The sequence below is a fragment of the Streptomyces capitiformicae genome, from assembly GCF_002214185.1.
Classification (GTDB): Bacteria; Actinomycetota; Actinomycetes; order Streptomycetales; family Streptomycetaceae; genus Streptomyces; species Streptomyces capitiformicae.
In genome coordinates this window covers 6,999,120-7,021,920 of record NZ_CP022161.1, presented here as the reverse complement: position 1 = coordinate 7,021,920, position 22,801 = coordinate 6,999,120, and the positions used below count along the sequence as shown (strand labels likewise).

Below are 22,801 nucleotides of genomic sequence, written 5' to 3'. Positions count from 1 at the left end.
CCAGGGGATCCAGGAGATCAGGGCGCTCCGGCGCGCCACCGCTGGCCCGCGTGCCCGGTCGCCTCGGCCAGGAAGACCGAGCCCAGCTTGTCCGGTGTCACCGCGTGGTCCGGGGCGATGGCCGGGCGGATCTGCCCCTGGGAGTCGACCGTGAACCGGAGGTTCTTGCCGTTCTCGTCGTCGAGCGAGTCGCACTCCCACACGCCCACGCCGTCGTCGGTCGCCCCACGGCTGTCGAGGCACAGGTCGGGGTCGGCGAAGGACTGGAGGGCGTTCCGGTGCGAGTCGACGCGCCAGCGCTGGGTGTCACGGGAGGAGCAGGTGGCGGTGACGACGTCGGTACCGTTCTCCAGCTCACCCCGGATGTCCAGGCACAGGCCCGTGGCGATGTTCACCACCTGGGCGTAGGCGCCGTTCAGCGGGGGCCCCGACGGCAGCGCCGGGGTCCGGCGGTCGGTGTTCGACGGGCTCGGACTCTTCGTCGCCTTGGGCGGCTTCGTGGGCTTCGGGGACTCCGAAGGGCGCTCGCCGCTCGAAGCGGACGGGGAAGGGGACGGAGTCGGGCTCGACGGGACCGGTGACGTCACGCTCCCCGGCGGCGGGTTCGTCGGCGTACCGACGGAATCGGCCGCGTCAGGGGAGGAGGAGCCGCCCGAGTACACCAGGAAGACCAGCAGCGGCGCCAGGGCCACCCCCAGGACCACCGAACTCACGACGAGTCGGCGGGAAGCCGGCCGGGCCCTCGCGCCCGCCCCCGCGTCCGTAGTACGCGCATCCGCCGTCCTCGGATCCGGCGTCCCTATCTCCGTCGTCGTAGCCGTAGCCGTAGCCGTGGCCGTATCCGCCCCGGCCTCCGACCAGTTGGTGATCGTGGCCGTCACCGGTTCCGCCGCCCCGGCTGCCGTCGCGGGCGCGGCCGCCGTCTCCGCCGTCGTCCCCCATGGACGACGGCGAGGCGTATCCGCCGCCTCCCCGCGCGCGTACGCCGTACCGCCCCACGGCAGCAGCCCCTCCGCCAGGGTCGCGCGCGGGGCGTCCCGCAGGGTGCACAGCTCCTCGTACGCGCCGGTGCAGTGCGGGCAGTGCGCCATGTGGGACTGCAGATCCGTGCTGTGACGGGGCGTGTCCGGGCGTACGGACTCCTCGATCAGCCGGCGGAAGTCCTGGCAGCGCGGGTCCTCGGAGGCGGAGAGGCGGACCTTGAGACAGGCCTGGCGCAGAAGGTGGAGCGCGGGCTGCTGCTTGTACGCCACCTCGTCGGGGACGAGACCGAGGAACAGGGCCGTACGGTCGTCGGGTTCACGCTCCACGACGCCGTACCAGATGAGGCCCTGGGCACGGGGCGGCAGGGACTCGAACGCCGCGAGCAGGGGCGGCACCGGGCCGTCGGGGCCGGCCGTGCGCAGGGTGTGGAGCAGGGTCGAATCGAGGCCGGTCGCGTGGTCGTCCCGGGCCCAGGCGGCGGCCGACCGGCCGGCCAGGAGCAGCAGTTGGTGCCGCCACGGGACGCTCGGCTCCCTGCCGCGCGCCGTCTCCCGGGTCGCGAGGGAGAACACCTGCGCCGCCAACTGCAGGGCTGCGGACTCGCTCGCCGCGCACAGGCGTGCGTAGGCGAGGAGCGACGGGTGGTGACGTTCGCGGAGTTCGCGCAGGGCCGGGTACGCGAGGGGCGTATCGGCGCGTAACAGCGTGGTGAGGCGCGCGTCGGACGCGTCCGCGCACGCGGTGCCGGACGCGCCGCCCGTGCCGCCGCCCGTGCCGGCACCCGTGCCGTCATCGGTGCCGGCACCGGTGTCGGCGTCGGGGCGCTCGCCATGAGCCCGAGCCATCCTCGTGCCTCCTCGTACCCCCGTGTCCGCCCGTCGGCCTCCTTGCGTACCGAACAGTCTGGTGGTTGACCATAGTGAAGGAAGGTGACTCGTGAGAAAAAGTGTTCCCCGCGGTAAGGGAACGGCGGAATGACGGGACCGGAATCGACTCGGCCGGATACCGAAGGAGCGTTACAACTCCCCCCGTATCCGGCCGGGTCGGGTCACAGTGGCCCTGTGGTCACTCCTCGACCGTCAGCCCCTTGCGTAGCCGTACCAACGTCCGTGACAGCAGCCGGGAGACGTGCATCTGGGAGATACCCAGTTCGTCCCCGATCTCGGACTGCGTCATATTGGCGACGAACCGCAGGGAGAGGATCTTCCGGTCGCGCGACGGCAGTTCGGCGATCAGCGGCTTCAGGGACTCGACGTACTCGATGCCTTCGATCCCGTGGTCCTCGTAGCCGATCCGGTCCGCCAGCGCGCCTTCGGAGTCGTCCTCCTCCGGTTGGGCGTCGAGCGACGAGGCCGTGTACGCGTTCGACGCGGCCATCCCCTCGACGACCTCGTCGTTCGTGAGGCCGAGGCGCTCCGCCAACTCTCCCACTGTCGGAGCGCGGTCGAGCTTCTGGGCGAGTTCGTCACCGGCCTTGGCCAGGTCGAGCCGGAGTTCCTGAAGGCGGCGCGGGACCCGCACGGACCAACTCGTGTCGCGGAAGAAACGCTTGATCTCGCCGACGATCGTCGGCATCGCGAAGGTGGGGAACTCGACGCCCCGGCTCAGTTCGAAGCGGTCGATCGCCTTGATCAGGCCGATCGTGCCGACCTGGATGATGTCCTCCATCGGCTCGCTGCGGGAGCGGAAGCGGGAGGCGGCGAACTTGACCAGAGCGAGGTTGAGTTCGACCAGGGTGTTGCGGACGTACGAGTACTCGTGGGTGCCTTCTTCGAGGGACTCCAGCCGCTCGAAGAGCGTCTTGGACAAGGCCCGGGCATCCACCGGCCCCACCTCGTCGTACGGGGGGATCTCCGGGAGCCCGGCGAGCGCGTCGCCCTGATCGTGGGCGAGGTCGTCCAGCGTGTCTTCCGGAGAGGGTGCCGACGTCGCCCTCTGGGTATGCGATTCGTCGAGCCGGGGTGACATGATGTCCTCCATCGTTCTCGGCGTATGGCCGCCGATGCCAATTCGTGCACTGCGGTGTGCGGCGCCTCCAAAGCCGGCCGTGTCGATTGGTGTCCCTACTAGCCCTACCCGGTTTCCCGAGGCCGTCGCAAGTGCCTACTGTGGCGAAATGTCCATCTGCGGGCGATTGTTCGGGTGTTGAAGGGTGTGGAGAAGGCGTAGTGTTCGAGGGCGAGTCAGCAGCCACGACGGGTCGGGAGAGAGACGGCATGGACCGTGGGACGGTCGGCAGCGCACAGTCGGGCCGACTACGGGTCGAGGTGTGGGAAGAGGGCGCCAGCGCCGTCGTGACCCCGGCGGGTGAGCTCGATCACCACACCGCCGATCTGTTGCGTGAGCCACTCGAGGGCTGCCTGGACAAAGGATTCACGCGCCTGGTCGTGGACTGCTCGCGGCTGGAGTTCTGCGACTCCACCGGGCTCAACGTCCTGCTGGGTGTCCGGCTGAAGGCGGATGCCGCGGGCGGCGGGGTCCATCTGGCGGCGATGCTGCCGGCTGTCGCCCGGGTCTTCGCGATCACCGGGGCGGACGCGGTCTTCACCGTCCACGACACGCTCGACGCGGCGCTGGCCGAGTAGACCGTGTGAGTCGCGCCACGGGGTCGGCGGACAGTCGCGACGGACCGCTGCGACGGATCGCTGCGACGGATCGCCGTGGCGGGCAGATCGATCCGAACGCACCGCTGCGACGGATCGCCGCGAGGGGCAGATCGATCCGAACGCACCGCCTCCGGCGAACCGCGTCCCGGACCGCACGTCCCTCCGTGGCCAGTGGGTTACCCGCGTCACAGGTTCTGTGCCGAAAACGTGGGTGTTCTGACGGTTCGCTCGGGCAGGAGACATCCTGAACGGGTCGGTAGTCGCGGCGGAAGCGCGGAAGTACGGATGGCACTACGGATGACAGCACGGAACGGCACGTGCCGCGGGACTTTGTCCCGCACCCTTGATGAGTCCTGAATCGTGAACTGGTGAATCGGTGAGGTGAAGCGCTGATGAGCACCACCCGGCCTTTCTCGCCGGGCGACCGCGGCCCGGAACCGGGTGCCGGCGGCGCTTCCGGGGCGCCCGAAGAGGACCCGTCGGCGCCCTCCGCCGGTGCCGCAACGGGCGGCAGGTCCCGACGGCTCGGCTTCGACGGCGAGAGTGGGGTGGTGCCGCTCGCCCGTGACTTCACCCGCCAGGCGCTCCACGCGTGGGGGTGGTTGCCCGCGGCCACCGCCGATCAGCGGGCCGCGGCGGAGGATGTGCTGCTGGTGGTCTCCGAGTTGGTCACCAACGCGTGTCTCCATGCCGAGGGCCCGGCCGAGTTGTGGATCGGGTGCGACAACAAGGTGCTGCGGATCGAGGTGTCCGACCGGGGGGCGGGGTATCCGGCGCCGCGGACGCCGCATCGGGCGGGGCGGCCGGGTGGGCATGGGATGTTCATCGTGCAGCGGCTTTGTCTTGACTGGGGGGTTGTACGGACTCCCGGTACTGCCGGGAAGACTGTTTGGGCGGAGTTGGGGGCGCCGGCGTAGGCGCTCCGCTGGGAGAACCGGGTACCGCCGTGGGTTCGCGGGCCGTCGTCGGGCTGTCAGTCGATTGTGGTTGCTCGCGCCCACGCGGCGGAGCCGCATATGGATACAGCCCCACGCCTCTTCGGGGCGCTGCACATCGCCACATTTCCAACACGCCCTTTGTCTTCCTTCTCCAAGACCCCCGGCGTACCTTGAGCGGCCGATCTGATGTTCCGTCAGAATGTGGGGTGCCGAGGTGTCGTACCGGACGTACCAGAAACGAACCGCCGCGCTCGCGTCTCTCGCGGCCCTGGCCGGCTCGGCGGTGCTGATGGCCGCCCCGGTGGCCCATGCCGAGGTCGTGGACGTCGAGTACAACTGCAAGACGCCGATCGGTGACAAGTCCGCCGTGTCGCCCATCGACATCAAGGGTGTCAAGGAAGGCGGCGGCTACAAGATCACCATGTCCTGGCAGAAGGGCGTCTCGTCCAGCCCGGTCGAACTGGGCAAGGGCGCGATGAGTCCGAGTGCCACGATCAAGCTGAGCGGCGCCGAGAGCGGCACGCTCACGGTGACGGGGCCGGCCAACCAGGAGGCGATTCCGGCCAACACCCCGATCAGGATCAACGATCTGAGCGGGACGTACACCCCGAAGGAGTCCGGCAAGGTCGACTTCACCGCGGGTGTGCTCACTATCAAGGCCCTCGGCACGGTGACGACCTGCACGCCCGGCAACAACCCCGGCCCGTCCCTGAGCCTCGACGTCACGGCGGCGGAGGGCGGGAGCGCGACGGGCGGCGGAACGGGCGGCTCGGCCTCGGGCGGCTCGGCCTCGGGCGGTACGGACGGTGCAGGCGGCGAGCTTCCGCAGACCGGTCCCCTGGACTCGGCGGTCGCCCTCGGCACGCTCGGCGGCACGGTGCTGCTCGCGGGCACGGCGGGCGTGTTGTGGGTGACCCGCAGGAACCAGGCCGTACGTCGCTGAGCTGGGTGTCGAGGTGACGGGAGCGGTGACGTGGTGAAGGGACGGATGTCCGGGCCGGCGGTGGTGTGCGCGCTCGTGGCCGCCGTGCTGTTCGCCGTGCTGCCCGTCGTGCCGTTCACGGGCGCACCCGCCCTGGCGGCGGAGAAGCCCACCGTGACGCTGTCCAAGTCGCAGGCCGGGACCGGCGGTTCCATCACCGTGACCGGCAGCGGATGGCGGTCCGAGGCGCTGCTCATGATCCTGATCTGCGGTCAGGCCGAGCCGTCGCGGGGCGTGCCCGGGGGCACCGACTCCTGTGCCAACGCCGACGGCCGGGCCGTGACCGCCGACGACAAGGGCGACTTCAGCCGGAAGCTGCCGGTGGCCGAGCCGCCGGTGCCCTGTCCTTGTGTCGTGCACGTCGCCACCATCACCGGCGAGAAGGCGGAGGCGTTCGCCGTCTTCCAGGTCGCCGGGCACTCGGTGGAGCCGTTGCCCCAGGAGGCGACCGGCGGGCGGCTGTCGGTCCTGACGGACACCCGGTTGAACGGTTCGAGTGGGCTGCTGACCTGGTTCGGGGCGCCGCCCGCCCGCGAACTGGTCTTCACCGTCGGCAACGTCGGCAGCTCACCCGTCGAGGACCCGGTCTTCCAAGTCGGCACCTCCCACGGGGTGTTCGCCCCGCAGTGGCAGGAATACCAGTGGAACGGCACGATCCAGCCGGGCCGCAAGGCACGCATCACCCTGCCGGTGGAACTCGCCGCCGGGGCCCACGGCGACTACAGCGTCTCCCTCACCTACGGCGGCAAGGTCCTCGCCGAACAGCCCTGGGGCGTGGGCCGACCCTGGGGCGTCACCCTCTTCTGGCTGATGCTCTGTGTGGTCGTACCGGCCGCGCTGTTCCGCATCGGCATGGCGGTGGTGGACCGGGTACGGCCGACACGTACGACGCCGCCCCGCCGTGGCGGCCGACGGCTCACCGAACTCGCCTTCCGCCTCCCCCTGTTGGGCACGTCCAACGGCGCCCACTCCCGCACGACACCCAGTGCGAACGCTTCTACGACCCCGACCCTGCCGTGGTTCACGCCGGACACCGATCCGGGGGCGACGGCGACGGGGCCGGTCTCCGCACCGCAACACCCACAAGAGGGACACCCAGCGACTCCAACGACTCCAACGACTCCGACGACTGAGACGGGTCAGACGACCGAGACGGGTCAGACGACTGAGACGGGTCAGACGACTGAGACGAGTCAGACGACTGAGACGAGTCAGACGATCGAGACGAGTCAGACGAGTCGGACCAGGAAGGGAAGTGCGTGAGAACCGTGAGAGCACAGCGAAGAGCGAGTGCCCTCGGGGTCGCGTTGCTGCTCGGCGGGGCCGGGACCCTGCTCGGCGCGACCGCGGTGCCGGCGTACGCGGTGGAGGTGGCGTTCGCGACGAAGTGCGTGCCGCCGGCGGCCTCGGGGCTGCCGCCCGTCGAGGGGACCACCAAGGTGGAGATCACCGCCCCGGACACGGCGAAGGTCGGCGACGAGGTCGAGGTGGTGTGGAAGTTCGTCCAGGCCGCCTCCAAGAACCCCGACCTCATCGACCTGCCCGCCAACTCCGTCCAGCCGAGCGGCACACTCAAGGCCGCCGGGGCACAGACCGCCGACATCGCCATGCTGGGGCCGCGCGAGAACCCCGCCATCCCCAAGGGCGGCGCCATGGTGCTGTCCACCATGAAGGGCACCCTGAAGCTGACGACGCCCGGCGCGGTGACGCTGACGCCGGACGCGTACACCATCGACGTCTTCACCACCAAGACCGAGTGCGCGCCGACCGCTGCGGTGACTGCCGCGGCCACCATCAACGTGACCGCGAGCGACGGCAGTTCGGGCGGTGGCGCGGGTGGCGCGGGCGGCGCGGGCGGTGCCGGTGGTTCGAACAGTACGGGCGGGAACTCGACGGGCGGGAACAGCCAGGGCGGGACAACCACGGGCACGAACTCCGGAGGTACGAACTCCGGAGGTACGAACACCGGCGGTACGAACACCGGCGGTACGAACTCCGGAGGCGCGGACGGCGGCACCGACACCGGCGGTGGTGGCGACGACAGCGGCGGTGGTGGCGACGACAGCGGCGGCGGATCGGGCGGCGGCGGGCAGACCGACTTCCCCGGCAAGGAGGTCCAGGTCCCGTACGACTGCAAGACGCCCATCGGCGACAAGAGTGTGACCTCGCCGGTGCAGATCGACGCGAAGAAGGACGGGGAGAGCTACGACCTCACCGTCCAGTTCAAGAAGTCGGTGATGGACAGCCCGGCCAACATTCCCAAGGACTCGGTGAAGCCCTCCATGGAGGTCGTCCTCGGCGGTGCCGACAAGGGGTCGGTCCAGGTCGTGGGCCCGACCAACGCCGAGGACATCAAGGCGGGCGACCCCATGGAGATCCCCGACCTCACCGGCACCTACAAGCCGGGCGCAACGGGTGAGTCCACGCTGGCCCCGGGTGTCCTGACCATCACCGCACTCGGCACGACCACGACATGCACCCCGGCCGAGTCGCTGGTCTCCCTCACCCTCGACACCACCGAGCAGCCGGGCGGCGCCTCGGGCGGTTCGTCGTCGTCAGGGTCGGCCGGGTCGTCCGGCACCGCCGCCGGTACGCCGGGTACGTCGAGCACCGGCTCCGGCGGCACCACCGGAGGTCTCGCGGACACGGGCTCGGACGGCAGGGGCACGCTCAAGGCCCTGGCCCTCTTCGCGGGCACGACGGCCCTGCTGGGCGGCGCGATCTTCACCTTCATGCCGCGCCCTCGTCGGGGCTGAGCGGCTGAGTATCAATTGGCAGCTATGTCTCAGCGGCACGCCTCAAACAGGGCGTGCCGCTGAGACATAGCTGCCAATCGCTACGTGCCTACTGGTCGTGAGCCGTCCTTAGGTGCGCCCGCAGCATGACGGTTCCGTCGGACACCGCGCTGTAGTCGAACTCGGCCCGTGCGGCCTCCCGCTTCGCGGTGATCTTCTGGCAGGCCGCGCAATCGCTCAGAGGGACGGGCTGGCTGTTCACGTCGTACGGCGACGACGTCTTCGGACGCGTCGGCTCAGTCATGCCGCCCACTCCACGAGCGCCGCCTCCATCGCACGCAGCATCGCGGGGGTCGGCCGGGGCCAGCCACCGGGCGGGGTCCAGGGGGAGGAGACGGTACGGGTGCGGCGGGGGAGACGGGGGAGGGGGGTCGTGTTCATGAGGCCAACTCCTGGGTCTGTTGGGTCACTGGTCCTTGACATACGCCTGCGCAGAGCGAAGTCACTGAACTACGGTGCGTGTTCAGTGGTACGAGCATGCCGGGTGCGCGCGGCGGAAACAGCGCTGAGGAGCGCAAATGCAACACCCGGCCCGCCAAATGCAACAAATGCAACAGCCGCCGAAGGAGGCGCAGGGGTGCCGCAGCGAAGGACGGTCACGGGCCGCAGCCAGGAGCCGCGCAAGCGATTCGCGGAAGAGGTACGGGCGTTGCGCGAGCGCAGCGGGCAGAGCCTGCGGGAGCTTGCGGAGCAAGTGGGCTGGGACGCTTCGCAGTTCAGCAGGCTGGAGAACGGGCTCACGCTCGGCGGTCCGGAGATCGTCGAGGCGTTGGATCAGCACTACGGGACGCCAGGGCTGTTGCTGACGTTGTGGGAGCTGGCAGTGGCGGATCCGACGCAGTTCAAGGAGCAGTACCGGCAGTACATGTTGTTGGAGGCCGAGGCGGTGAGCCTGTGGCACTATGCCGTGGCCGTCCTGCCTGGGGTGCTCCAACATGAGTACTACGCACGTGAGTTGCTCAGGGCGGGTGGGCTGGACGGGGGCGAACTCGATGCACAGGTCGAGGCGCGGATGGGGCGCCGCGAGCTGCTGTTGGCGGACACCACACGTCGGTTTCGCACGGTCCTGTCCGAGGTGGTGCTGCACAGCCCGCTGAGCGACCCCGAGGAGTGGCGGGGGCAACTGGAGCACCTGCTGATGATGGGGCACCGCGTGAACGTCACCGTCCAGGTGCTGCCGCTATCAGCGGGGCTCCACGGGCTGTCGAACACCGACACGATGTTCCTGCGGGGTGTCGACGGCCGGACCGTGGCGTGGGTGGAGACCGGGTACTCGGGCGAACTTGTCCAGGAAACGACAGCGGTCGAACAACTGCAGCTCCGATACGATTTGGTACGTGACTCGGCACTGTCCCCGGATGAGTCGCGGCAGTTCATCGAGCGGATGCTGAAGGAGGCGTCGTGAGAGCTGTGGACCTGAGCCGTGCGTCGTGGCGTAAGAGCAGCTACAGCAACCAGGACGGCGGCCAGTGCATCGAGGTCTCCGATGACTTCCTCACCACCGCCCCCTGGCGCAAGAGCAGCTACAGCAACACCGACGGCGGCCAGTGCCTCGAAGTAGCCGCCCCCCTCCCCATCCCTCTCGTCCCCGTCCGCGACTCCAAGAACCCCACCGGCCCCGCCCTCATACTCCCGGCGGCGGCCTGGCGAGCCTTCGTCACAGCCGTACGTCACGACGAACTGCACGCGGCCTGACGCCTACGGCTCAGTCGTCCTCATCATCATCGACGGGCTCGGGTTCGCGGATGTAGGCGAGGTCGAGAACGTAGCGTTCGGTGACGGGGCAGTTGTTCCAGGCCTCGGTGAGGTAGTCCTCGGGAGAGTCGTCGGTGAGCTGGTCGAGGGTGGCCCAGTAGTAGTCGTAGGCTGCCTGCCGATTGATCCACCAAGCGTGGCCCTCGTACACGCCCGGCCGGGGCAGAGTGACGTCGTCGTCGGCGGGGCCGCGATCGAGCTGGCCGATGACGAGGGTGCCGGTCTCGGACTCGATGCTGACCGGAACGTGGCCTTCTGCGTCGGCGGGTGGGGGCGGGGCCGTGTCCCAGATGCGGATGGTCACCTGCACGCCCATGTCGGGTTGCAGGCTGAGGAGATACAGGTGGTAGCCGTTGCCGGCCACGACCTGCGCATGCGCGGCGTCCAGAGCCGCATCGTCGACGAGGTAGGCGTCGGCGTCGTACACCTCCAGCACGCGACGGCCGGGAGTGGCCGTGACGTTGTGCTCGGCGAGAAGAACCATGACCGGTGGGCACCTTCCTGCTGGTTGGCCTGCGCTTCCGGGCTGGGTGGGATGCCTGGTCCGGATGGTGGAGTGGTGCGGGTTTTATGGTTCCGTGGAGGGTTGGTCAGTGGGCGCGTGGGGGTGGTGTACGCCACGTCCCGGCCGGCTGGTGGGCGGCTTGGGCTGGGCGGACCGAGGCGAACACAGTGGCGAGCTGGTCGTGGAGAGACGCTGCGCAGGGGTGGGCATCGTGGCGCGGTGTGATCGTGTAGATGCCGCGGGCCGGGGGATTCACCAGGCCGACGGTGGTGACATCGGCCCGCAGTGCGCGCGTCAGCGCTCCGGGGATCAGCGCGATGGCGTGACCGGTGGCGACCAGGGCCAGCTTGCCGGGCAGATCGGCCGCGGTGAGGTCGATGCGGGCGCTGACTCCGGCGCGGGCGGCGTGCTGGCGCAGGAGCGCCGCCGAGCCGTCGTTGTCCTCGACCCAGGTCTGGTCGGCCAGCGCCTCAACGCGCACCGGCCCGCGCCCGGCCTGCGGATGGCCGGAGGGCAGTACGACGACCATCTCGTCCAGCCCGAGGAACCTCCGGTCGACCCCCGGGGCGACGGTCAGCCCCGGCGGAGCGTCGGTGACGACGGCGATGTCGAGATCGCCGGCGATCACGCGGCCGTGCAACTGTGCGCTCAGAGCCGGGAGCAGGCTCCATCGGATGGAACCGGCCTGTTCCAGCAGGCCCCGGACGGCCTCAGGGACGATCCCCGCGGCGAGAGACGGCGTCGCTCCGATGGCCAGGGGTCGATCACACACTCCGTCGCGCACGTCTCGTACAGCGCGAACGGCGCGGTCGGCCTCGTTGAGCGTGGCCAGGGCATGGCGCCGGAACACCTCACCGGCCGGTGTCGGGCGCACACCCCGCGCATGGCGCTCCACCAGAGGCACGCCGAACTGCCGCTCCAGCCCGGCGATCTGCCGGGAAACCGCCGACTGCGTGTGATTGAGCTCGGCTGCCGCCGCCGACAGCGATCCGACCCGGCACACGGTCACGAAGGCCCGCCACACAGTCAGATCCATGGCGGCAGTATGCCCAGTCGGTATGCGAGTCGCGCAGGGCGGGCATGCGAAATCTGCGCTTGTCGCATCCATCGCGGTGCACCACTGTGGCGCGCATGACCACACCCCACACGATCGCCGTCCTCGGCCTGGGACGCATGGGCAGCGCGATGGCGACACGACTGGCTGCCCAGGACTGGGACGTCGTCGGCTGGACCCGCTCAGGGCGTACATCAGGCACCGTCAAGCTGACCGACGACCCGAACGAGGCCGTGGCCCAGGCCGACCTCGTACTCCTGGCACTGTTCGACGGCCCGGCCTGCCAGCAGGTCCTCGACGACGTCCGTGACGCGCTGCGAACGGACACGATCGTGCTCAACACCAGCACCATCGCCCCCGCCGAAGCATCGAGGCTGGCCCGGCAACTCGGCCAGTCCTACGTCCACGCGCCGCTGCTCGGCTCGGTGCCGTCCGTTGCCGCCGGAGCCCTGCAGATCCTCGCCGCCGCCGACCAGAACGCACTCGACCGAGTCCGACCGGTTCTGGAAACGCTGGGCACCGTCCGGCCCGTGGACGACGCCTCCACCGCCGCCGCACTCAAGCTGATCGCCAACAACAGCCTCGCCGGAGCCGTCCTCGCGCTGCGTGACTCACTGCGGCAAGGCGACGCGCTCGGCCTGCCCCGTGCCCAGGTACTGGACGTCCTCGAACTCGGCCAGCTCGGCGGGTTGGTGGCCCGCAAGCGACCCTTCCTCCTCGGCGAGTCGCCCGCTGCCACGGCCGAATTCACGATCGATGCGCTGACCAAGGACATGGCTTTGCTGGCCGCCGTGTCGGACACCCCCTTGCGCAGCGCGGCCGGCGTGGCCGACACTCCTGCCGCTCCCGAGGCCGATATCGCCATCGCCGCCACGGTCTCCGCCGTGGAGGACACCGTGCTCGAACCGCTCCGCGCCTACATCCGCGGACACGCCACCGGCGATCCCACCCACTTCCGCGACGCGTTCCTTGCCACCGCCCACATCGAAGGGATCCGGGACGGCGCATTCGTCTCCTGGCGCCTGGACGAGTACTGCGCTCTCTTCCAGGGCCGGCCGGCACCGGACGAACCGATCCGTTCGCGCCGTATCGACGCGATCGACGTCCACGGCAACGTCGCGACCGCGACCATGACGCTCTCGCACGGCGCGGACACGTTCACCGACATCTTCCTGTTGGTCCGCGCCGACGACAGCTGGCGCATCGCCAACAAGGCCTACCACCGGCACTCCTGAGCCACTGCTCAGTCGCCGGGCAGTCTCAGTGGACGTCGCCCGTGAGGGCCCTGACTTTCCTGCGGTACATGTGGACCGCGAAACCCGCGAGGACGGCGAGGGTGGCCTCGACGGCGACCATGCCGGTGCCGCTGAGGTCGAAACCACCGACGGCGGAGTTGGAGAGCAGCCCCGTGACCGAGTCGCCCGCTGTGACCGCGAGGAACCACACGCCCATCATCTGGCTGGCGTACTTGGCGGGAGCCATCTTCGTCGTCACCGACAGACCGACCGGCGACAGGCACAGCTCACCCACGGTCTGGATGAAGTAGATGCCCACCAGCCACATGGGGCCGGCCAGGGTGCCGTCCGCCGCCATCTGCAACGGGATCAGGAAGAAGAAGAACGAGACGCCGATGAGCACCAGCGCCATCGCGAACTTCACGGCGGTGCTTGGCTCCTTGCCCTTGCGGTTCAGCCACAGCCAGAGCCAGGCGAAGACCGGGGCCAGCGCCATGATGAACAGCGGGTTCAGCGACTGGTACCAGGAGGTCGGGAACTCGAAGCCGAGCAGCGAGCCCGCCACCTTCTCCTTGTTCGAGCCGAACGCCTGGACGGTGGACGCGCCCTGGTCGTAGATCATCCAGAACACGGCGGCGGCGACGAAGAACCAGATGTAGCCCGTCATCTTCGACTGCTCGGCGGTCGTCAGCTCCTTGTCCCGCTTGATGCGCAGCAGCACACCGGCCGGGACGATCAGACCGATGACCGTGAGCGGGATCATCGCCCAGTTCAGGGTGAAGTGGCCGGTCAGGCCCACGGCGCCGTAGAAGACGACGGCGACCGACAGCCAGAGCAGGCCCTTGCGCAGCCACGAGGCGCGCTCCTCGGCGGCGAGCGGCTTGGGGACGAGGTCGCTCTTCGGGCTCAGGGTCCGGGTGCCGGCGAGGAAGGCCGCGAGACCGATGGCCATGCCGACGGCGGCCAGACCGAAGCCGAGGTGCCAGTTGACCTCCTGGCCGACGGTGCCGATGGCCAGCGGGGCGAAGAAGGCACCCGCGTTGATGCCCATGTAGAAGATCGTGAAGCCGCCGTCGCGCCGCGGGTCCTCCGGGCCGTCGTACAGGTGGCCCACCATGGTGGAGATGTTGGCCTTCAGCAGACCGGAACCGGCCGCGACCAGCGCGAGTCCCGCGAAGAACGGGGCCTGACCGCCGGGCAGCGCCAGCACCAGATGCCCGCACATGATCGTGACCGCGGCGATCGTCACCGTCTTGCGGGGGCCCCAGACGCGGTCGCCGAGCCAGCCGCCGGGCATCGCCAGCAGGTACACCATCGCCGAGTAGACGGCGACGATCGTGGTGGTGGTGGCCAGGTCCATGGCCAGGCCGCCGCCCATGCTCCCCTTGCCGGCGTCGGGGCCGCCGGCGAGCAGGTAGACGGTGAGCAGGGCCTTCATGCCGTAATAGGAGAACCTCTCCCACATCTCGGTCATGAAGAGAGTGGCCAGTCCGCGGGGGTGGCCGAAGAAGGTGGGCTCGGCGCCGGGGGTTCCCCCGCCGGCCGAGTCCTTCGTCAGGCTGGACGCCATGGTCGTTCCTTGCAGGTCGGGACGCTGCACGTGGGGGTGCGCGCCCGGTGGTGGGGGCGGGGCAGTCGGCACCGGGCTGTCTACGCGCGTTGACGCGGCAGTGCGTCTCGCGGACTCGGGGCCCGGCCGGTGATACACCATACGCCAGAACGCTTAAGCGGATGGAGAGGATTGAGGTGTGAATCACAGGTAAGAAGGGGACTGCGATCGCACATTCGAAGGCCATTCGTGGGATCGCATTGCCTGGCTGTGCAGGAATTCCTCTGGATCTTCACCAGTCCCGCTCCGGAGCGCCGCCGAATTCGATCATGCCCGGTGGAGGTAAGAAAAGCGCCGGAGAACGGTGTGAAGCGTGCTTGCCGATCACCCTCCACCTGCGGTTCTCGGCGGACTACCATCACTGCATGACCCGTGTACTGCTCGCCGAGGACGACGCGTCCATCTCGGAGCCGCTGGCTCGCGCACTGCGCCGGGAGGGGTACGAGGTGGAGGTCCGCGAGGACGGCCCCACCGCGCTGGACGCCGGAATGCAGGGTGGTGTCGACCTGGTCGTCCTGGACCTGGGGCTGCCCGGTATGGACGGCCTGGAGGTGGCCCGCCGACTGCGTGCCGAGGGCCACACCATCCCGATCCTCATCCTGACCGCGCGCGCCGACGAGGTGGACACCGTCGTCGGCCTCGACGCGGGCGCCGACGACTACGTCACCAAGCCCTTCCGGCTGGCCGAGCTGCTGGCCCGCGTCCGGGCCCTGCTCCGGCGCGGCGCCGCCGAGCCCCAGCAGCCGCCCGCCACGCACGGCGTCCGCATCGACGTCGAGTCCCACCGCGCCTGGATGGGCGAGGAGGAACTCCAGCTCACGGCCAAGGAGTTCGACCTCCTGCGGGTGCTGGTGCGCGACGCGGGCCGGGTCGTCACCCGCGACCAGCTGATGCGCGAGGTCTGGGACACGACGTGGTGGTCGTCGACGAAGACCTTGGACATGCACATCTCCTGGCTCCGCAAGAAACTGGGCGACGACGCGGCGAACCCCCGCTACATCGCGACGGTACGAGGAGTGGGCTTCCGCTTCGAGAAGAACTGAGGCGCGGCCGGGGGCGGCGAACGGTCTTGGCTGCGGGCAGTCGCGCCGCTGAGGCGGCTGCCCACCCTGTCGTCATGGCTACGGGCAATCGTGCCGCTGGGGCGATAGGGGCACCTCCCGCTCATGGGGCACCTCCCGCTCATGGGGCACCTCCCGCTCGAGCGAAGCCGAGAGTGGGGGAGAAGCCGAGAGTGGGGGAGGGTGGGCGCAGCGGCACCCTGCACGCGCCGGTAAGCGGTACCCACCCCCGCCCGACCCCGACCGCCGGGTGCCGCACAATCGAAGGTCCAGGAACACCCCGCCCGCCCGGAGGGCAACCGTGCGTCGCCGCCTCATCCAGTCCACCCTCGCCGTGGTCCTCGTCGTCATCGCGGTCTTCGGCGTCTCCCTCGTCATCGTCGAGACCCGCACGATCAGCAACAGCGCCCAGAAACAGGTCGAATCCGAAGCGGTGCAGCTGGCGAGCATCGTGGACAGCCGCATCATCGGCGACGAGCGCATCACGGCCAAGGTCCTCCGCGACCAGGTCGGCGACGAGCGCTACGCCCGGATCGAGATCCCCGGCCAGCCCCCGATCGAGATCGGCGAGAAGCCCACCGGCGACGTCATCCGCCACCGAGCCAAGGGCGAGAAGAACGAGATCGTCACGGTCGAGGAGTCCCGCTCGGCGGTGAGCCGCGAAGTCGGCCGTACGCTGCTGATCATCGCGGCGGTCGCCCTGCTCGCCGTCGTCGCCGCCGTCCTCCTCGCCGTACGCCAGGCCAACCGCCTCGCCTCCCCCCTCACCGACCTCGCCGAGACCGCCGAACGCCTCGGCTCCGGCGACCCGCGCCCCCGCCACAAGCGGTACGGCGTCCCGGAGCTGGACCGGGTCGCGGATGTGCTGGACTCCTCCGCCGAGCGCATCGGCCGCATGCTGACCGCCGAGCGGCGCCTCGCGGCGGACGCCTCCCATCAGCTGCGTACGCCGTTGACCGCGCTGTCCATGCGGCTGGAGGAGATCACCCTCACCGACGATCCGGCCACGGTGAAGGAGGAGGCGCACATCGCGCTGACCCAGGTGGAACGGCTGACGGACGTCGTGGAGCGGCTCCTCACCAACTCCCGTGATCCGCGCAACGGTTCGGCCGTCTCCTTCGAGCTCGACGAGGTCATCAAGCAGCAACTGGAGGAGTGGCGCCCGGCCTACCGCAGCGCCGGCCGGGCCGTCGTCAGCTCCGGCAAGCGGCACCTTCAGGCCGTGGGCACGCCGGGCGCGGTGGCGCAGGTGCTGGCCGCGTTGATCGAGAACTCGCTCATGCACGGTGGCGGCACGGTGGCGTTGCGTACGCGCGTGACCGGGAACCAGGCGGTGATCGAGGTCACCGACGAGGGGCCCGGCGTTCCCGCCGACCTCGGGGCGCGGATCTTCGAGCGGGCGATCAGCGGGCGCAACTCCACGGGGATCGGTCTCGCCGTCGCCCGCGACCTCGCGGAGGCCGACGGGGGCCGCCTGGAGATGCTCCAGGCGAAGCCGCCGGTGTTCGCGTTGTTCCTGTCGCGCACGCCGAAGATGCCGTCGGGCGTGGAGGAACGGCCGGTTCGCTGAGGGTTCGCGGCCTCAGGCCCTGTCGTCGAACTCCCGTCTGCCGCGCGACGCCATGCACGCTCCCCCCTCTCGACTTCTCCCCCACTCTCGGCTTCGCTCGAGCGGGAGGGGCCCCATGAGCGGGAGGGCCCCCACCGCCGCACCGGGCGAAAGCCCAAGTACATCCAGTGCATCTACGGGGCCTTCCGCCCGGCACGCTGAGAGCACGCACCTACGCGGACATCAGCCGCTGCCGCGGCGGGCGCGAGGCCGCCCTCCGGACGACGACGGGAGTTTGACGACAGGACCTAGCGTCTAGCGGGGCGGTCGCTTCACCGCACCCCCGGTAAGGGCAGGCGGATGGGCGGCCCCCGCTTCGAGGAACGATTCGGCGCTGGCGACCGCCGCTCGCGCGGGCAGCGCGCGGAACACCCATGTGCGATACGACCAGAACCGGAAGAGGGTCGCGATGCCGATGCCGAGGAACTTGAAGATGTTGCTCTGCAACGGGCTGTCCCAGTCGAAGCCGTACGTCGCCGTGTACAGCACGCCGTTCTCGATCACCAGGCCGACCGCGCTGAACAGCAGGAAGAGGGTCATCTCCTTCGTACGGCCGCTCTTGTCGCGGTCCCGGTACGTGAAGTAGCGGAAGCCGACGTAGTTGAAGGCGATGGCGACGACCGTGGCGATGACGCTGGCCCGCACGACCTGGAGGTCGGTGGTGTGCCGTACGAGGTTGAACACGGCGAGATTCACCAGCAGCCCCGCACCGCCAACCGCCCCGAACTTGACGACCTCACGTACGAACTGGTCGATCCGTCGGCGCAGGACGCCGCGGGGCTTCGCATGAGGCCCCGAGGTGGTACTTCCCATCGTGTGCGGCCCCCGTCGCTCGGTCCGGTCTGTTATGTCCGAAATGGATGGATCGTCGGTCGAAAATCACTGGTTCAGCCATGCTAACCAGCACCCCTTGGCAATGCCTGTGGGGCAGCTCACAGCCCGCGCCCAGGGCGCAAAAGGCAGGGGAAATCGGACGCCCGGGAGTGGCCGATTCCGTGGCCGATACCCTGGGGGTGTGACGTTCCCGGTAGTCGGCATGGTCGGCGGGGGTCAGCTCGCTCGTATGACACACGAGGCGGGCATCCCGCTCGGCATCAGGTTCAAGCTTCTCAGTGACACCCCTCAGGATTCCGCGGCGCAGGTGGTGAGCGATGTCGTCATCGGCGACTATCGCGACCTCGACACGCTCCGCGAGTTCGCGCAGGGCTGCGACGTGATCACCTTTGATCACGAACACGTACCCACCGAGCATCTACGGGCCCTGGAGGCGGACGGCATCCCCGTACGCCCGGGCCCGGACGCTCTGCAGCACGCCCAGGACAAGGGCGTGATGCGGGCGAAGCTCGACGCGATCGGCGTCCCGTGCCCCCGGCACCGGATCGTCGCCGATCCGGCGGATGTGGCGGCCTTCGCCGCCGAGGGGCTTCCTGAAGGGGCCGAGGATGACGGTTTTCCGGTCATCCTCAAGACCGTCCGCGGCGGCTACGACGGCAAGGGCGTGTGGGTCGTCCGCTCGGTCGAGGACGCCGCCGAACCGTTCCGCGCCGGCGTCCCCGTCCTCGCCGAGGAGAAGGTCGACTTCGTACGGGAGTTGGCCGCGAACGTCGTACGGTCGCCGCACGGTCAGGCCGTCGCGTACCCGGTCGTCGAGTCGCAGCAGGTGAACGGCGTCTGTGACACGGTCATCGCACCCGCCCCCGACCTGGACGAGGCGCTCGCCCTCCGGGCCGAGGAGATGGCCCTGCGGATCGCGAAGGAACTGGACGTCGTCGGCCATCTCGCCGTCGAACTCTTCCAGACGCGCGACGGACGCATCCTCGTCAACGAGTTGGCGATGCGCCCCCACAACTCGGGCCACTGGACCCAGGACGGCGCGATCACCAGCCAGTTCGCCAACCATGTACGGGCCGTCCTCGACCTGCCGCTGGGCGACCCGCGCCCGCGTGCGCCGTGGACCGTCATGGTCAACGTCCTCGGCGGTGACTACCCCGACATGTACTCGGCCTACCTGCACTGCATGGCCCGCGACCCCCGGCTCAAGATCCACATGTACGGCAAGGACGTGAAGCCCGGCCGCAAGGTCGGCCACGTCAACACCTACGGCGACGACCTCGACGACGCGCTGGACCGCGCCCGTCACGCCGCCGGATACCTGAGAGGCACGATCACCGAATGAGCCCTGTCGTAGGCATTGTCATGGGGTCGGACTCCGACTGGCCCGTCATGGAGGCCGCCGCTCAGGCCCTCGACGAGTTCGAGATCGAGTTCGAGGTCGATGTCGTCTCCGCGCACCGGATGCCGCGCGAGATGGTCGCGTACGGCGAGGAGGCCGCGGACCGGGGGATCAAGGTGATCATCGCGGGTGCGGGCGGCGCCGCCCATCTGCCCGGAATGCTCGCCTCCGTCACCCCGCTCCCGGTCATCGGCGTCCCCGTGCCGCTGAAGTACCTCGACGGCATGGACTCCCTGCTGTCGATCGTGCAGATGCCGGCCGGTGTGCCCGTCGCGACCGTCTCCGTCGCCGGCGCCCGCAACGCCGGTCTGCTCGCCGCCCGCATCCTGGCCACCCAGGACGAGGAACTTCTCGGCCGTATGCGGGAGTTCCAACAGGAGCTGAACGACCAGGCCACCGAGAAGGGCAAGCGCCTGCGCGCCAAGGTCGAGGGCTCCGACAGCGGCTTCGGCTTCGGGAAGTAGACGCAGCTCCGCCTTCGGGAAGTAGACGTGGCACCGCCTTCGGGAAGTGGACGTGACGGAATGACGGGGACGACCGGGACGATGGGCACCATGGGGGAGACGGGTATGACATCACTGGACCGGGCGCGGGAACTGCTGCGGGAGTTCCCCGTCGCCGACGGGCACAACGACCTGCCCTGGGCGCTGCGCGAGCAGGTCCGCTACGACCTGGACGCCCGCGACATCGCCACCGACCAGAGCGCCCATCTGCACACCGACCTGGCCCGGCTGCGCGCGGGCGGCGTCGGGGCGCAGTTCTGGTCGGTGTACGTGCCCTCACATGCAGCAGCCCGGCCGGGGGCCGTGCCCGCGACCCTCGAACAGATCGACTGCGTACGGCAGTTGATCGACCGCTATCCGGCGGCGCTGCGGGCCGCGCTGACCGCCGCCGACATGGAGGCGGCCCGCGCCGAGGGCCGCGTCGCCTCCCTGATGGGAGCCGAGGGCGGCCACTCCATCGACAACTCCCTCGCCACCCTGCGGGCGTTGTACGCGCTGGGCGTCCGCTACATGACGCTCACCCACAACGACAACATCGCCTGGGCGGACTCGGCGACCGACGACCCGGCGGTCGGCGGCCTCACGGCCTTCGGCCGCGCGGTCGTCAGGGAGATGAACCGCGAGGGCATGCTCGTCGACCTCTCCCATGTGGCGGCGACGACGATGCGCGACGCGCTCGACACCTCCGTCGCCCCGGTGATCTTCTCCCACTCCTCGTCGAGGGCCGTCTGCGACCATCCCCGCAACATCCCGGACGACGTCCTGGAACGCCTCCCCGCGAACGGGGGAGTGGCGATGGTGACCTTCGTGCCGAAGTTCGTGCTCCAGGCCGCCGTCGACTGGACGGCCGCCGCCGACGAGAACCTGCGCGCCCACGGCTTGCACCACCTCGACACCACCCCCGAGGCCATGGCGATCCACCGCGCCTTCGAGGAGCGGAACCCACGCCCGATCGCCACGGTGTCCACGGTCGCGGACCATCTCGACCACATGCGCGAGGTCGCCGGCATCGACCACCTCGGCATCGGCGGCGACTACGACGGCACGGCCTTCACCCCGGACGGCCTCGACGACGTCTCCGGCTACCCGAACCTGATCGCCGAACTCCTCGACCGCGGCTGGTCCCGGACCGACCTGACCAAGCTGACCTGGCAGAACGCTGTACGTGTGCTGGGCGCGGCCGAGGACGTGGCCAGTGACCTGCGGTCCCGTACGGCCCCGTCGAACGCGACGCTGGAGCAGCTCGACGGGTGACACCCGGGCCGGTTACCCCGAACGCCCCACCCACCAGGAAGGCGGGCGGCCGCCGTGCCACGGTGACGGTAACTGCGTTCACCGACCGGCTACGGAGGTCCGCCATGGCAGACCTGCAGGACGAACTCGAAGCGACAGCGGCAGCGGGCGCGCTCGACTCGCCGCCCCGCGCCGAGGCGCCCCAGGCCGCCCCCGAAGGGCTGGAGGACCTGAAGGACCTGAAGGACCTGGAGGTCCTGGAGGATGAGCAGGACCTGGAGGACCCGGACGGGCTGGCGGAGGCGCACGACTTCCTCGCCGCCCACCCCGTGGCCGACGGTTACAGCGGACTGCCCTGGGTGCTGCGCCATTTCCCCTCGTACGACCTCGAACTGGGCGAGGGCGGCGTGGACACCGATGTGCCGCGGATGCGCAAGGGCCACATCGGCGCGCTGTTCTGGTCGCTGCACCTGTCGGACGGGCTGACGGGCGAGCGCGCCGTCGGCGCCACCCTCGAACAGCTGGACCTGGTCCGGACGGTGGTCCACGCCCACCCCGAGGGCCTGCGGCTCGTGCACAGCGCGGGGGAGACCACCGACGCCCGTAACTGCGGCCGCGTCGCCATTCTGCTCGGCCCGGCCGGGGCCCCCTCCCTCGGCGACTCCCTCGGCATCCTCCGCGCCCTGCACGCCCTCGGCGTGAAGGCCGTCACCCTCGCCGGCGCCTCCTGGGCGGGCGAGGCCGGGCTGAGCCGGTTCGGCGAGGAAGTGGTCCGCGAGATGAACCGCGTCGGCGTCCTCGCCGACGTCTCCGGCGCCTCCGAGCGCACCATCCGCCGGGCCCTGGCGGTCTCGCGCTCCCCTGTCCTCTGCACCCGCTCGGCGGCCCAGGCCCTGCGCCCCCACCCCATGAACCTCCCCGACGACCTTCTCGCCGCACTCGGCGAGGCCCACGGCCTGTGCATGGTCCCGCTCACCGCCGAACAGATCGGCCCGTCCATCGGCGACGTCGCCGACCACCTCGACCACGTCCGGGCGATCGCCGGCCCCGAGTGCGTGGGCCTCTCCGGCACGTACGACTCCGGCGCGGCCCACCCCCAGAACCTGGCCGACGCCTCCTGCTACCCCCGCCTGGTGGCCGAGCTGCTGCACAGAGGCTGGTCCCAGGACGACCTGGCCCTCCTGACCTGGGGCAACGTCCAACGAGTCCTTCGCACGGCCGACTTCACGGCCAGAGCCGCCCAGGACCGCAGAGAGGCCTCGACGGCGAAGATCGCAGACCTGGACGGCCGAGCAGGGGGATCACCGGGAATCTCCGTCAGAAGCGCCTAGCACCGGCAGAGGCAGAACGGATGCCCCGCCGGGTCCGCGTACACCCGGAAGCTCCGCTCACGATCCTCCACCTCCAACGGCCGCGCCCCCAACGCCAGCACCTCCTTCTCCGCGGCATCGATGTCCTCCACGGTCAGATCCAGATGAAACTGCTGCGAGTGGTCCGGCGCGGGCCACTCCGGCGGCACAAACCCCGGCGCGGCCTGGAACGCCAACGAGACCCCACCCCCCGGCAGCTTCAGATCGACCCAGTCCGCATCCTCGACGACCGTCCCCCCGAGCACCCCGGCATAGAACCCGGCGAGCGCGACCGGGTCGGGACAGTCCAGTACGACGACATCCAGCTTGGCGATGGCCATGGCCTTCTC

At 70.0% G+C, this 22,801-nt stretch carries 23 protein-coding genes; 14 read left to right on the top strand and 9 right to left on the bottom strand.

The genetic code is table 11. From position 1 onward, the window contains the following. Nucleotides 1–17: 17 nt before the first annotated feature. The gene (locus tag CES90_RS31365; protein ID WP_189782730.1) at nucleotides 18–1,829 is read right to left on the bottom strand and encodes an RICIN domain-containing protein; all 1,812 of its coding nucleotides are present in this window, start codon (nucleotides 1,827–1,829) and stop codon (nucleotides 18–20) included. A gap of 220 nt (nucleotides 1,830–2,049) precedes the next feature. After that, nucleotides 2,050–2,952 (bottom strand): RNA polymerase sigma factor SigF, encoded by a 903-nt coding sequence (locus CES90_RS31360; protein WP_189782729.1) that lies wholly within the window; start codon nucleotides 2,950–2,952, stop codon nucleotides 2,050–2,052. 248 nt (nucleotides 2,953–3,200) lie between these two features. On the opposite strand from CES90_RS31360, the gene CES90_RS31355 reads away from it, so the two are divergent. The 5 genes from CES90_RS31355 to CES90_RS31335 all read left to right on the top strand — a co-directional run bounded on the left by CES90_RS31355 (nucleotide 3,201) and on the right by CES90_RS31335 (nucleotide 8,266). Next, nucleotides 3,201–3,569 carry an STAS domain-containing protein gene (locus tag CES90_RS31355; RefSeq protein WP_189782728.1) on the top strand — a complete coding sequence of 123 codons (369 nt, stop codon included), beginning with the start codon at nucleotides 3,201–3,203 and terminating at the stop codon, nucleotides 3,567–3,569. Nucleotides 3,570–3,982: 413 nt separating this feature from the next. Beyond that, complete coding sequence (locus CES90_RS31350; protein ID WP_189782727.1) at nucleotides 3,983–4,507, top strand: ATP-binding protein; 525 nt, start codon at nucleotides 3,983–3,985, stop codon at nucleotides 4,505–4,507. A 220-nt stretch (nucleotides 4,508–4,727) separates the two neighbouring features. Then, nucleotides 4,728–5,471 carry an LPXTG cell wall anchor domain-containing protein gene (locus CES90_RS31345; protein ID WP_189782726.1) on the top strand — a complete coding sequence of 248 codons (744 nt, stop codon included), beginning with the start codon at nucleotides 4,728–4,730 and terminating at the stop codon, nucleotides 5,469–5,471. A 45-nt stretch (nucleotides 5,472–5,516) separates the two neighbouring features. Then, nucleotides 5,517–6,773, top strand: a complete 1,257-nt coding sequence (locus CES90_RS31340) for a hypothetical protein (protein ID WP_229913797.1) — start codon at nucleotides 5,517–5,519, stop codon at nucleotides 6,771–6,773. Between the two features lie 5 nt (nucleotides 6,774–6,778). Then, nucleotides 6,779–8,266, top strand: a complete 1,488-nt coding sequence (locus CES90_RS31335) for a hypothetical protein (protein ID WP_189782907.1) — start codon at nucleotides 6,779–6,781, stop codon at nucleotides 8,264–8,266. A gap of 88 nt (nucleotides 8,267–8,354) precedes the next feature. Here CES90_RS31335 and CES90_RS31330 read toward each other — a convergent pair whose 3' ends face one another. Beyond that, a complete protein-coding gene (locus CES90_RS31330; RefSeq protein WP_189782725.1) occupies nucleotides 8,355–8,549 on the bottom strand; it encodes a hypothetical protein in 195 nt (64 codons plus the stop codon). Further along, nucleotides 8,546–8,686, bottom strand: coding sequence for a hypothetical protein (locus CES90_RS31325; protein ID WP_189782724.1), 141 nt, complete (start codon nucleotides 8,684–8,686; stop codon nucleotides 8,546–8,548). Before CES90_RS31325 ends, CES90_RS31330 begins: the two co-directional genes overlap by 4 nt. 196 nt (nucleotides 8,687–8,882) lie before the next feature. On the opposite strand from CES90_RS31325, the gene CES90_RS31320 reads away from it, so the two are divergent. Together CES90_RS31320 and CES90_RS31315 are read left to right on the top strand one after the other, a co-directional pair. After that, complete coding sequence (locus CES90_RS31320) at nucleotides 8,883–9,710, top strand: helix-turn-helix domain-containing protein (protein WP_189782723.1); 828 nt, start codon at nucleotides 8,883–8,885, stop codon at nucleotides 9,708–9,710. Further along, nucleotides 9,707–10,000, top strand: a complete 294-nt coding sequence (locus CES90_RS31315) for a DUF397 domain-containing protein (RefSeq protein WP_189782722.1) — start codon at nucleotides 9,707–9,709, stop codon at nucleotides 9,998–10,000. The genes CES90_RS31320 and CES90_RS31315 overlap by 4 nt, the downstream gene beginning before the upstream one ends. A gap of 10 nt (nucleotides 10,001–10,010) precedes the next feature. Here CES90_RS31315 and CES90_RS31310 read toward each other — a convergent pair whose 3' ends face one another. Together CES90_RS31310 and CES90_RS31305 are read right to left on the bottom strand one after the other, a co-directional pair. Then, a complete protein-coding gene (locus tag CES90_RS31310) occupies nucleotides 10,011–10,544 on the bottom strand; it encodes a hypothetical protein (RefSeq protein WP_189782721.1) in 534 nt (177 codons plus the stop codon). A gap of 106 nt (nucleotides 10,545–10,650) precedes the next feature. Beyond that, nucleotides 10,651–11,601, bottom strand: coding sequence for a LysR family transcriptional regulator (locus CES90_RS31305; RefSeq protein WP_189782720.1), 951 nt, complete (start codon nucleotides 11,599–11,601; stop codon nucleotides 10,651–10,653). 95 nt (nucleotides 11,602–11,696) lie between these two features. Between CES90_RS31305 and CES90_RS31300 the strand changes: the two genes are divergently transcribed. Further along, complete coding sequence (locus tag CES90_RS31300; protein ID WP_189782719.1) at nucleotides 11,697–12,854, top strand: nuclear transport factor 2 family protein; 1,158 nt, start codon at nucleotides 11,697–11,699, stop codon at nucleotides 12,852–12,854. A gap of 25 nt (nucleotides 12,855–12,879) precedes the next feature. On the opposite strand, the gene CES90_RS31295 is transcribed toward CES90_RS31300, so the two are convergent. Further along, on the bottom strand, nucleotides 12,880–14,424 hold the full coding sequence (locus CES90_RS31295; protein WP_189782718.1) for a peptide MFS transporter: 1,545 nt from the start codon (nucleotides 14,422–14,424) through the stop codon (nucleotides 12,880–12,882). Between the two features lie 404 nt (nucleotides 14,425–14,828). On the opposite strand from CES90_RS31295, the gene CES90_RS31290 reads away from it, so the two are divergent. Both CES90_RS31290 and CES90_RS31285 read left to right on the top strand, forming a co-directional pair. Further along, nucleotides 14,829–15,506 carry a response regulator transcription factor gene (locus CES90_RS31290; protein ID WP_189782717.1) on the top strand — a complete coding sequence of 226 codons (678 nt, stop codon included), beginning with the start codon at nucleotides 14,829–14,831 and terminating at the stop codon, nucleotides 15,504–15,506. Between the two features lie 319 nt (nucleotides 15,507–15,825). Next, nucleotides 15,826–17,094 (top strand): ATP-binding protein, encoded by a 1,269-nt coding sequence (locus tag CES90_RS31285; protein WP_189782716.1) that lies wholly within the window; start codon nucleotides 15,826–15,828, stop codon nucleotides 17,092–17,094. Between the two features lie 294 nt (nucleotides 17,095–17,388). Here the strand turns inward: CES90_RS31285 and CES90_RS31280 are convergent, their stop codons facing one another. Continuing rightward, a complete protein-coding gene (locus tag CES90_RS31280; protein ID WP_189782715.1) occupies nucleotides 17,389–17,946 on the bottom strand; it encodes a GtrA family protein in 558 nt (185 codons plus the stop codon). Between the two features lie 202 nt (nucleotides 17,947–18,148). Between CES90_RS31280 and CES90_RS31275 the strand changes: the two genes are divergently transcribed. The 4 genes from CES90_RS31275 to CES90_RS31260 all read left to right on the top strand — a co-directional run bounded on the left by CES90_RS31275 (nucleotide 18,149) and on the right by CES90_RS31260 (nucleotide 22,433). Beyond that, entirely contained in the window at nucleotides 18,149–19,309 is a 1,161-nt protein-coding gene (locus tag CES90_RS31275) for a 5-(carboxyamino)imidazole ribonucleotide synthase (RefSeq protein ID WP_189782714.1), read from the top strand. Beyond that, complete coding sequence (gene purE / locus CES90_RS31270) at nucleotides 19,306–19,830, top strand: 5-(carboxyamino)imidazole ribonucleotide mutase (RefSeq protein WP_189782713.1); 525 nt, start codon at nucleotides 19,306–19,308, stop codon at nucleotides 19,828–19,830. The genes CES90_RS31275 and purE overlap by 4 nt, the downstream gene beginning before the upstream one ends. 105 nt (nucleotides 19,831–19,935) lie before the next feature. Beyond that, nucleotides 19,936–21,123 carry a dipeptidase gene (locus CES90_RS31265; protein WP_189782712.1) on the top strand — a complete coding sequence of 396 codons (1,188 nt, stop codon included), beginning with the start codon at nucleotides 19,936–19,938 and terminating at the stop codon, nucleotides 21,121–21,123. A 104-nt stretch (nucleotides 21,124–21,227) separates the two neighbouring features. Next, nucleotides 21,228–22,433, top strand: a complete 1,206-nt coding sequence (locus CES90_RS31260) for a dipeptidase (RefSeq protein ID WP_189782711.1) — start codon at nucleotides 21,228–21,230, stop codon at nucleotides 22,431–22,433. Here the strand turns inward: CES90_RS31260 and CES90_RS31255 are convergent. Then, nucleotides 22,430–22,792: a VOC family protein gene (locus tag CES90_RS31255; protein WP_189782710.1), complete on the bottom strand. Its 363-nt coding sequence runs from the start codon at nucleotides 22,790–22,792 to the stop codon at nucleotides 22,430–22,432. The two genes, CES90_RS31260 and CES90_RS31255, sit on opposite strands and share 4 nt — an antisense overlap. Between the last annotated feature and the right edge of the window lie 9 nt (nucleotides 22,793–22,801).

Coding starts and splice junctions, on each gene's coding strand:
- CES90_RS31365 (WP_189782730.1), bottom strand. CDS start 1,829: ATGGCTCGGGCTCATGGCGAGCGCCCCGACGCCGACACCGGTGCCGGC.
- CES90_RS31360 (WP_189782729.1), bottom strand. CDS start 2,952: ATGTCACCCCGGCTCGACGAATCGCATACCCAGAGGGCGACGTCGGCA.
- CES90_RS31355 (WP_189782728.1), top strand. CDS start 3,201: ATGGACCGTGGGACGGTCGGCAGCGCACAGTCGGGCCGACTACGGGTC.
- CES90_RS31350 (WP_189782727.1), top strand. CDS start 3,983: ATGAGCACCACCCGGCCTTTCTCGCCGGGCGACCGCGGCCCGGAACCG.
- CES90_RS31345 (WP_189782726.1), top strand. CDS start 4,728: ATGTGGGGTGCCGAGGTGTCGTACCGGACGTACCAGAAACGAACCGCC.
- CES90_RS31340 (WP_229913797.1), top strand. CDS start 5,517: ATGTCCGGGCCGGCGGTGGTGTGCGCGCTCGTGGCCGCCGTGCTGTTC.
- CES90_RS31330 (WP_189782725.1), bottom strand. CDS start 8,549: ATGACTGAGCCGACGCGTCCGAAGACGTCGTCGCCGTACGACGTGAAC.
- CES90_RS31325 (WP_189782724.1), bottom strand. CDS start 8,686: ATGAACACGACCCCCCTCCCCCGTCTCCCCCGCCGCACCCGTACCGTC.
- CES90_RS31310 (WP_189782721.1), bottom strand. CDS start 10,544: ATGGTTCTTCTCGCCGAGCACAACGTCACGGCCACTCCCGGCCGTCGC.
- CES90_RS31305 (WP_189782720.1), bottom strand. CDS start 11,601: ATGGATCTGACTGTGTGGCGGGCCTTCGTGACCGTGTGCCGGGTCGGA.
- CES90_RS31300 (WP_189782719.1), top strand. CDS start 11,697: ATGACCACACCCCACACGATCGCCGTCCTCGGCCTGGGACGCATGGGC.
- CES90_RS31295 (WP_189782718.1), bottom strand. CDS start 14,424: ATGGCGTCCAGCCTGACGAAGGACTCGGCCGGCGGGGGAACCCCCGGC.
- CES90_RS31290 (WP_189782717.1), top strand. CDS start 14,829: ATGACCCGTGTACTGCTCGCCGAGGACGACGCGTCCATCTCGGAGCCG.
- CES90_RS31280 (WP_189782715.1), bottom strand. CDS start 17,946: ATGGGAAGTACCACCTCGGGGCCTCATGCGAAGCCCCGCGGCGTCCTG.
- purE (WP_189782713.1), top strand. CDS start 19,306: ATGAGCCCTGTCGTAGGCATTGTCATGGGGTCGGACTCCGACTGGCCC.
- CES90_RS31265 (WP_189782712.1), top strand. CDS start 19,936: ATGACATCACTGGACCGGGCGCGGGAACTGCTGCGGGAGTTCCCCGTC.
- CES90_RS31260 (WP_189782711.1), top strand. CDS start 21,228: ATGGCAGACCTGCAGGACGAACTCGAAGCGACAGCGGCAGCGGGCGCG.
- CES90_RS31255 (WP_189782710.1), bottom strand. CDS start 22,792: ATGGCCATCGCCAAGCTGGATGTCGTCGTACTGGACTGTCCCGACCCG.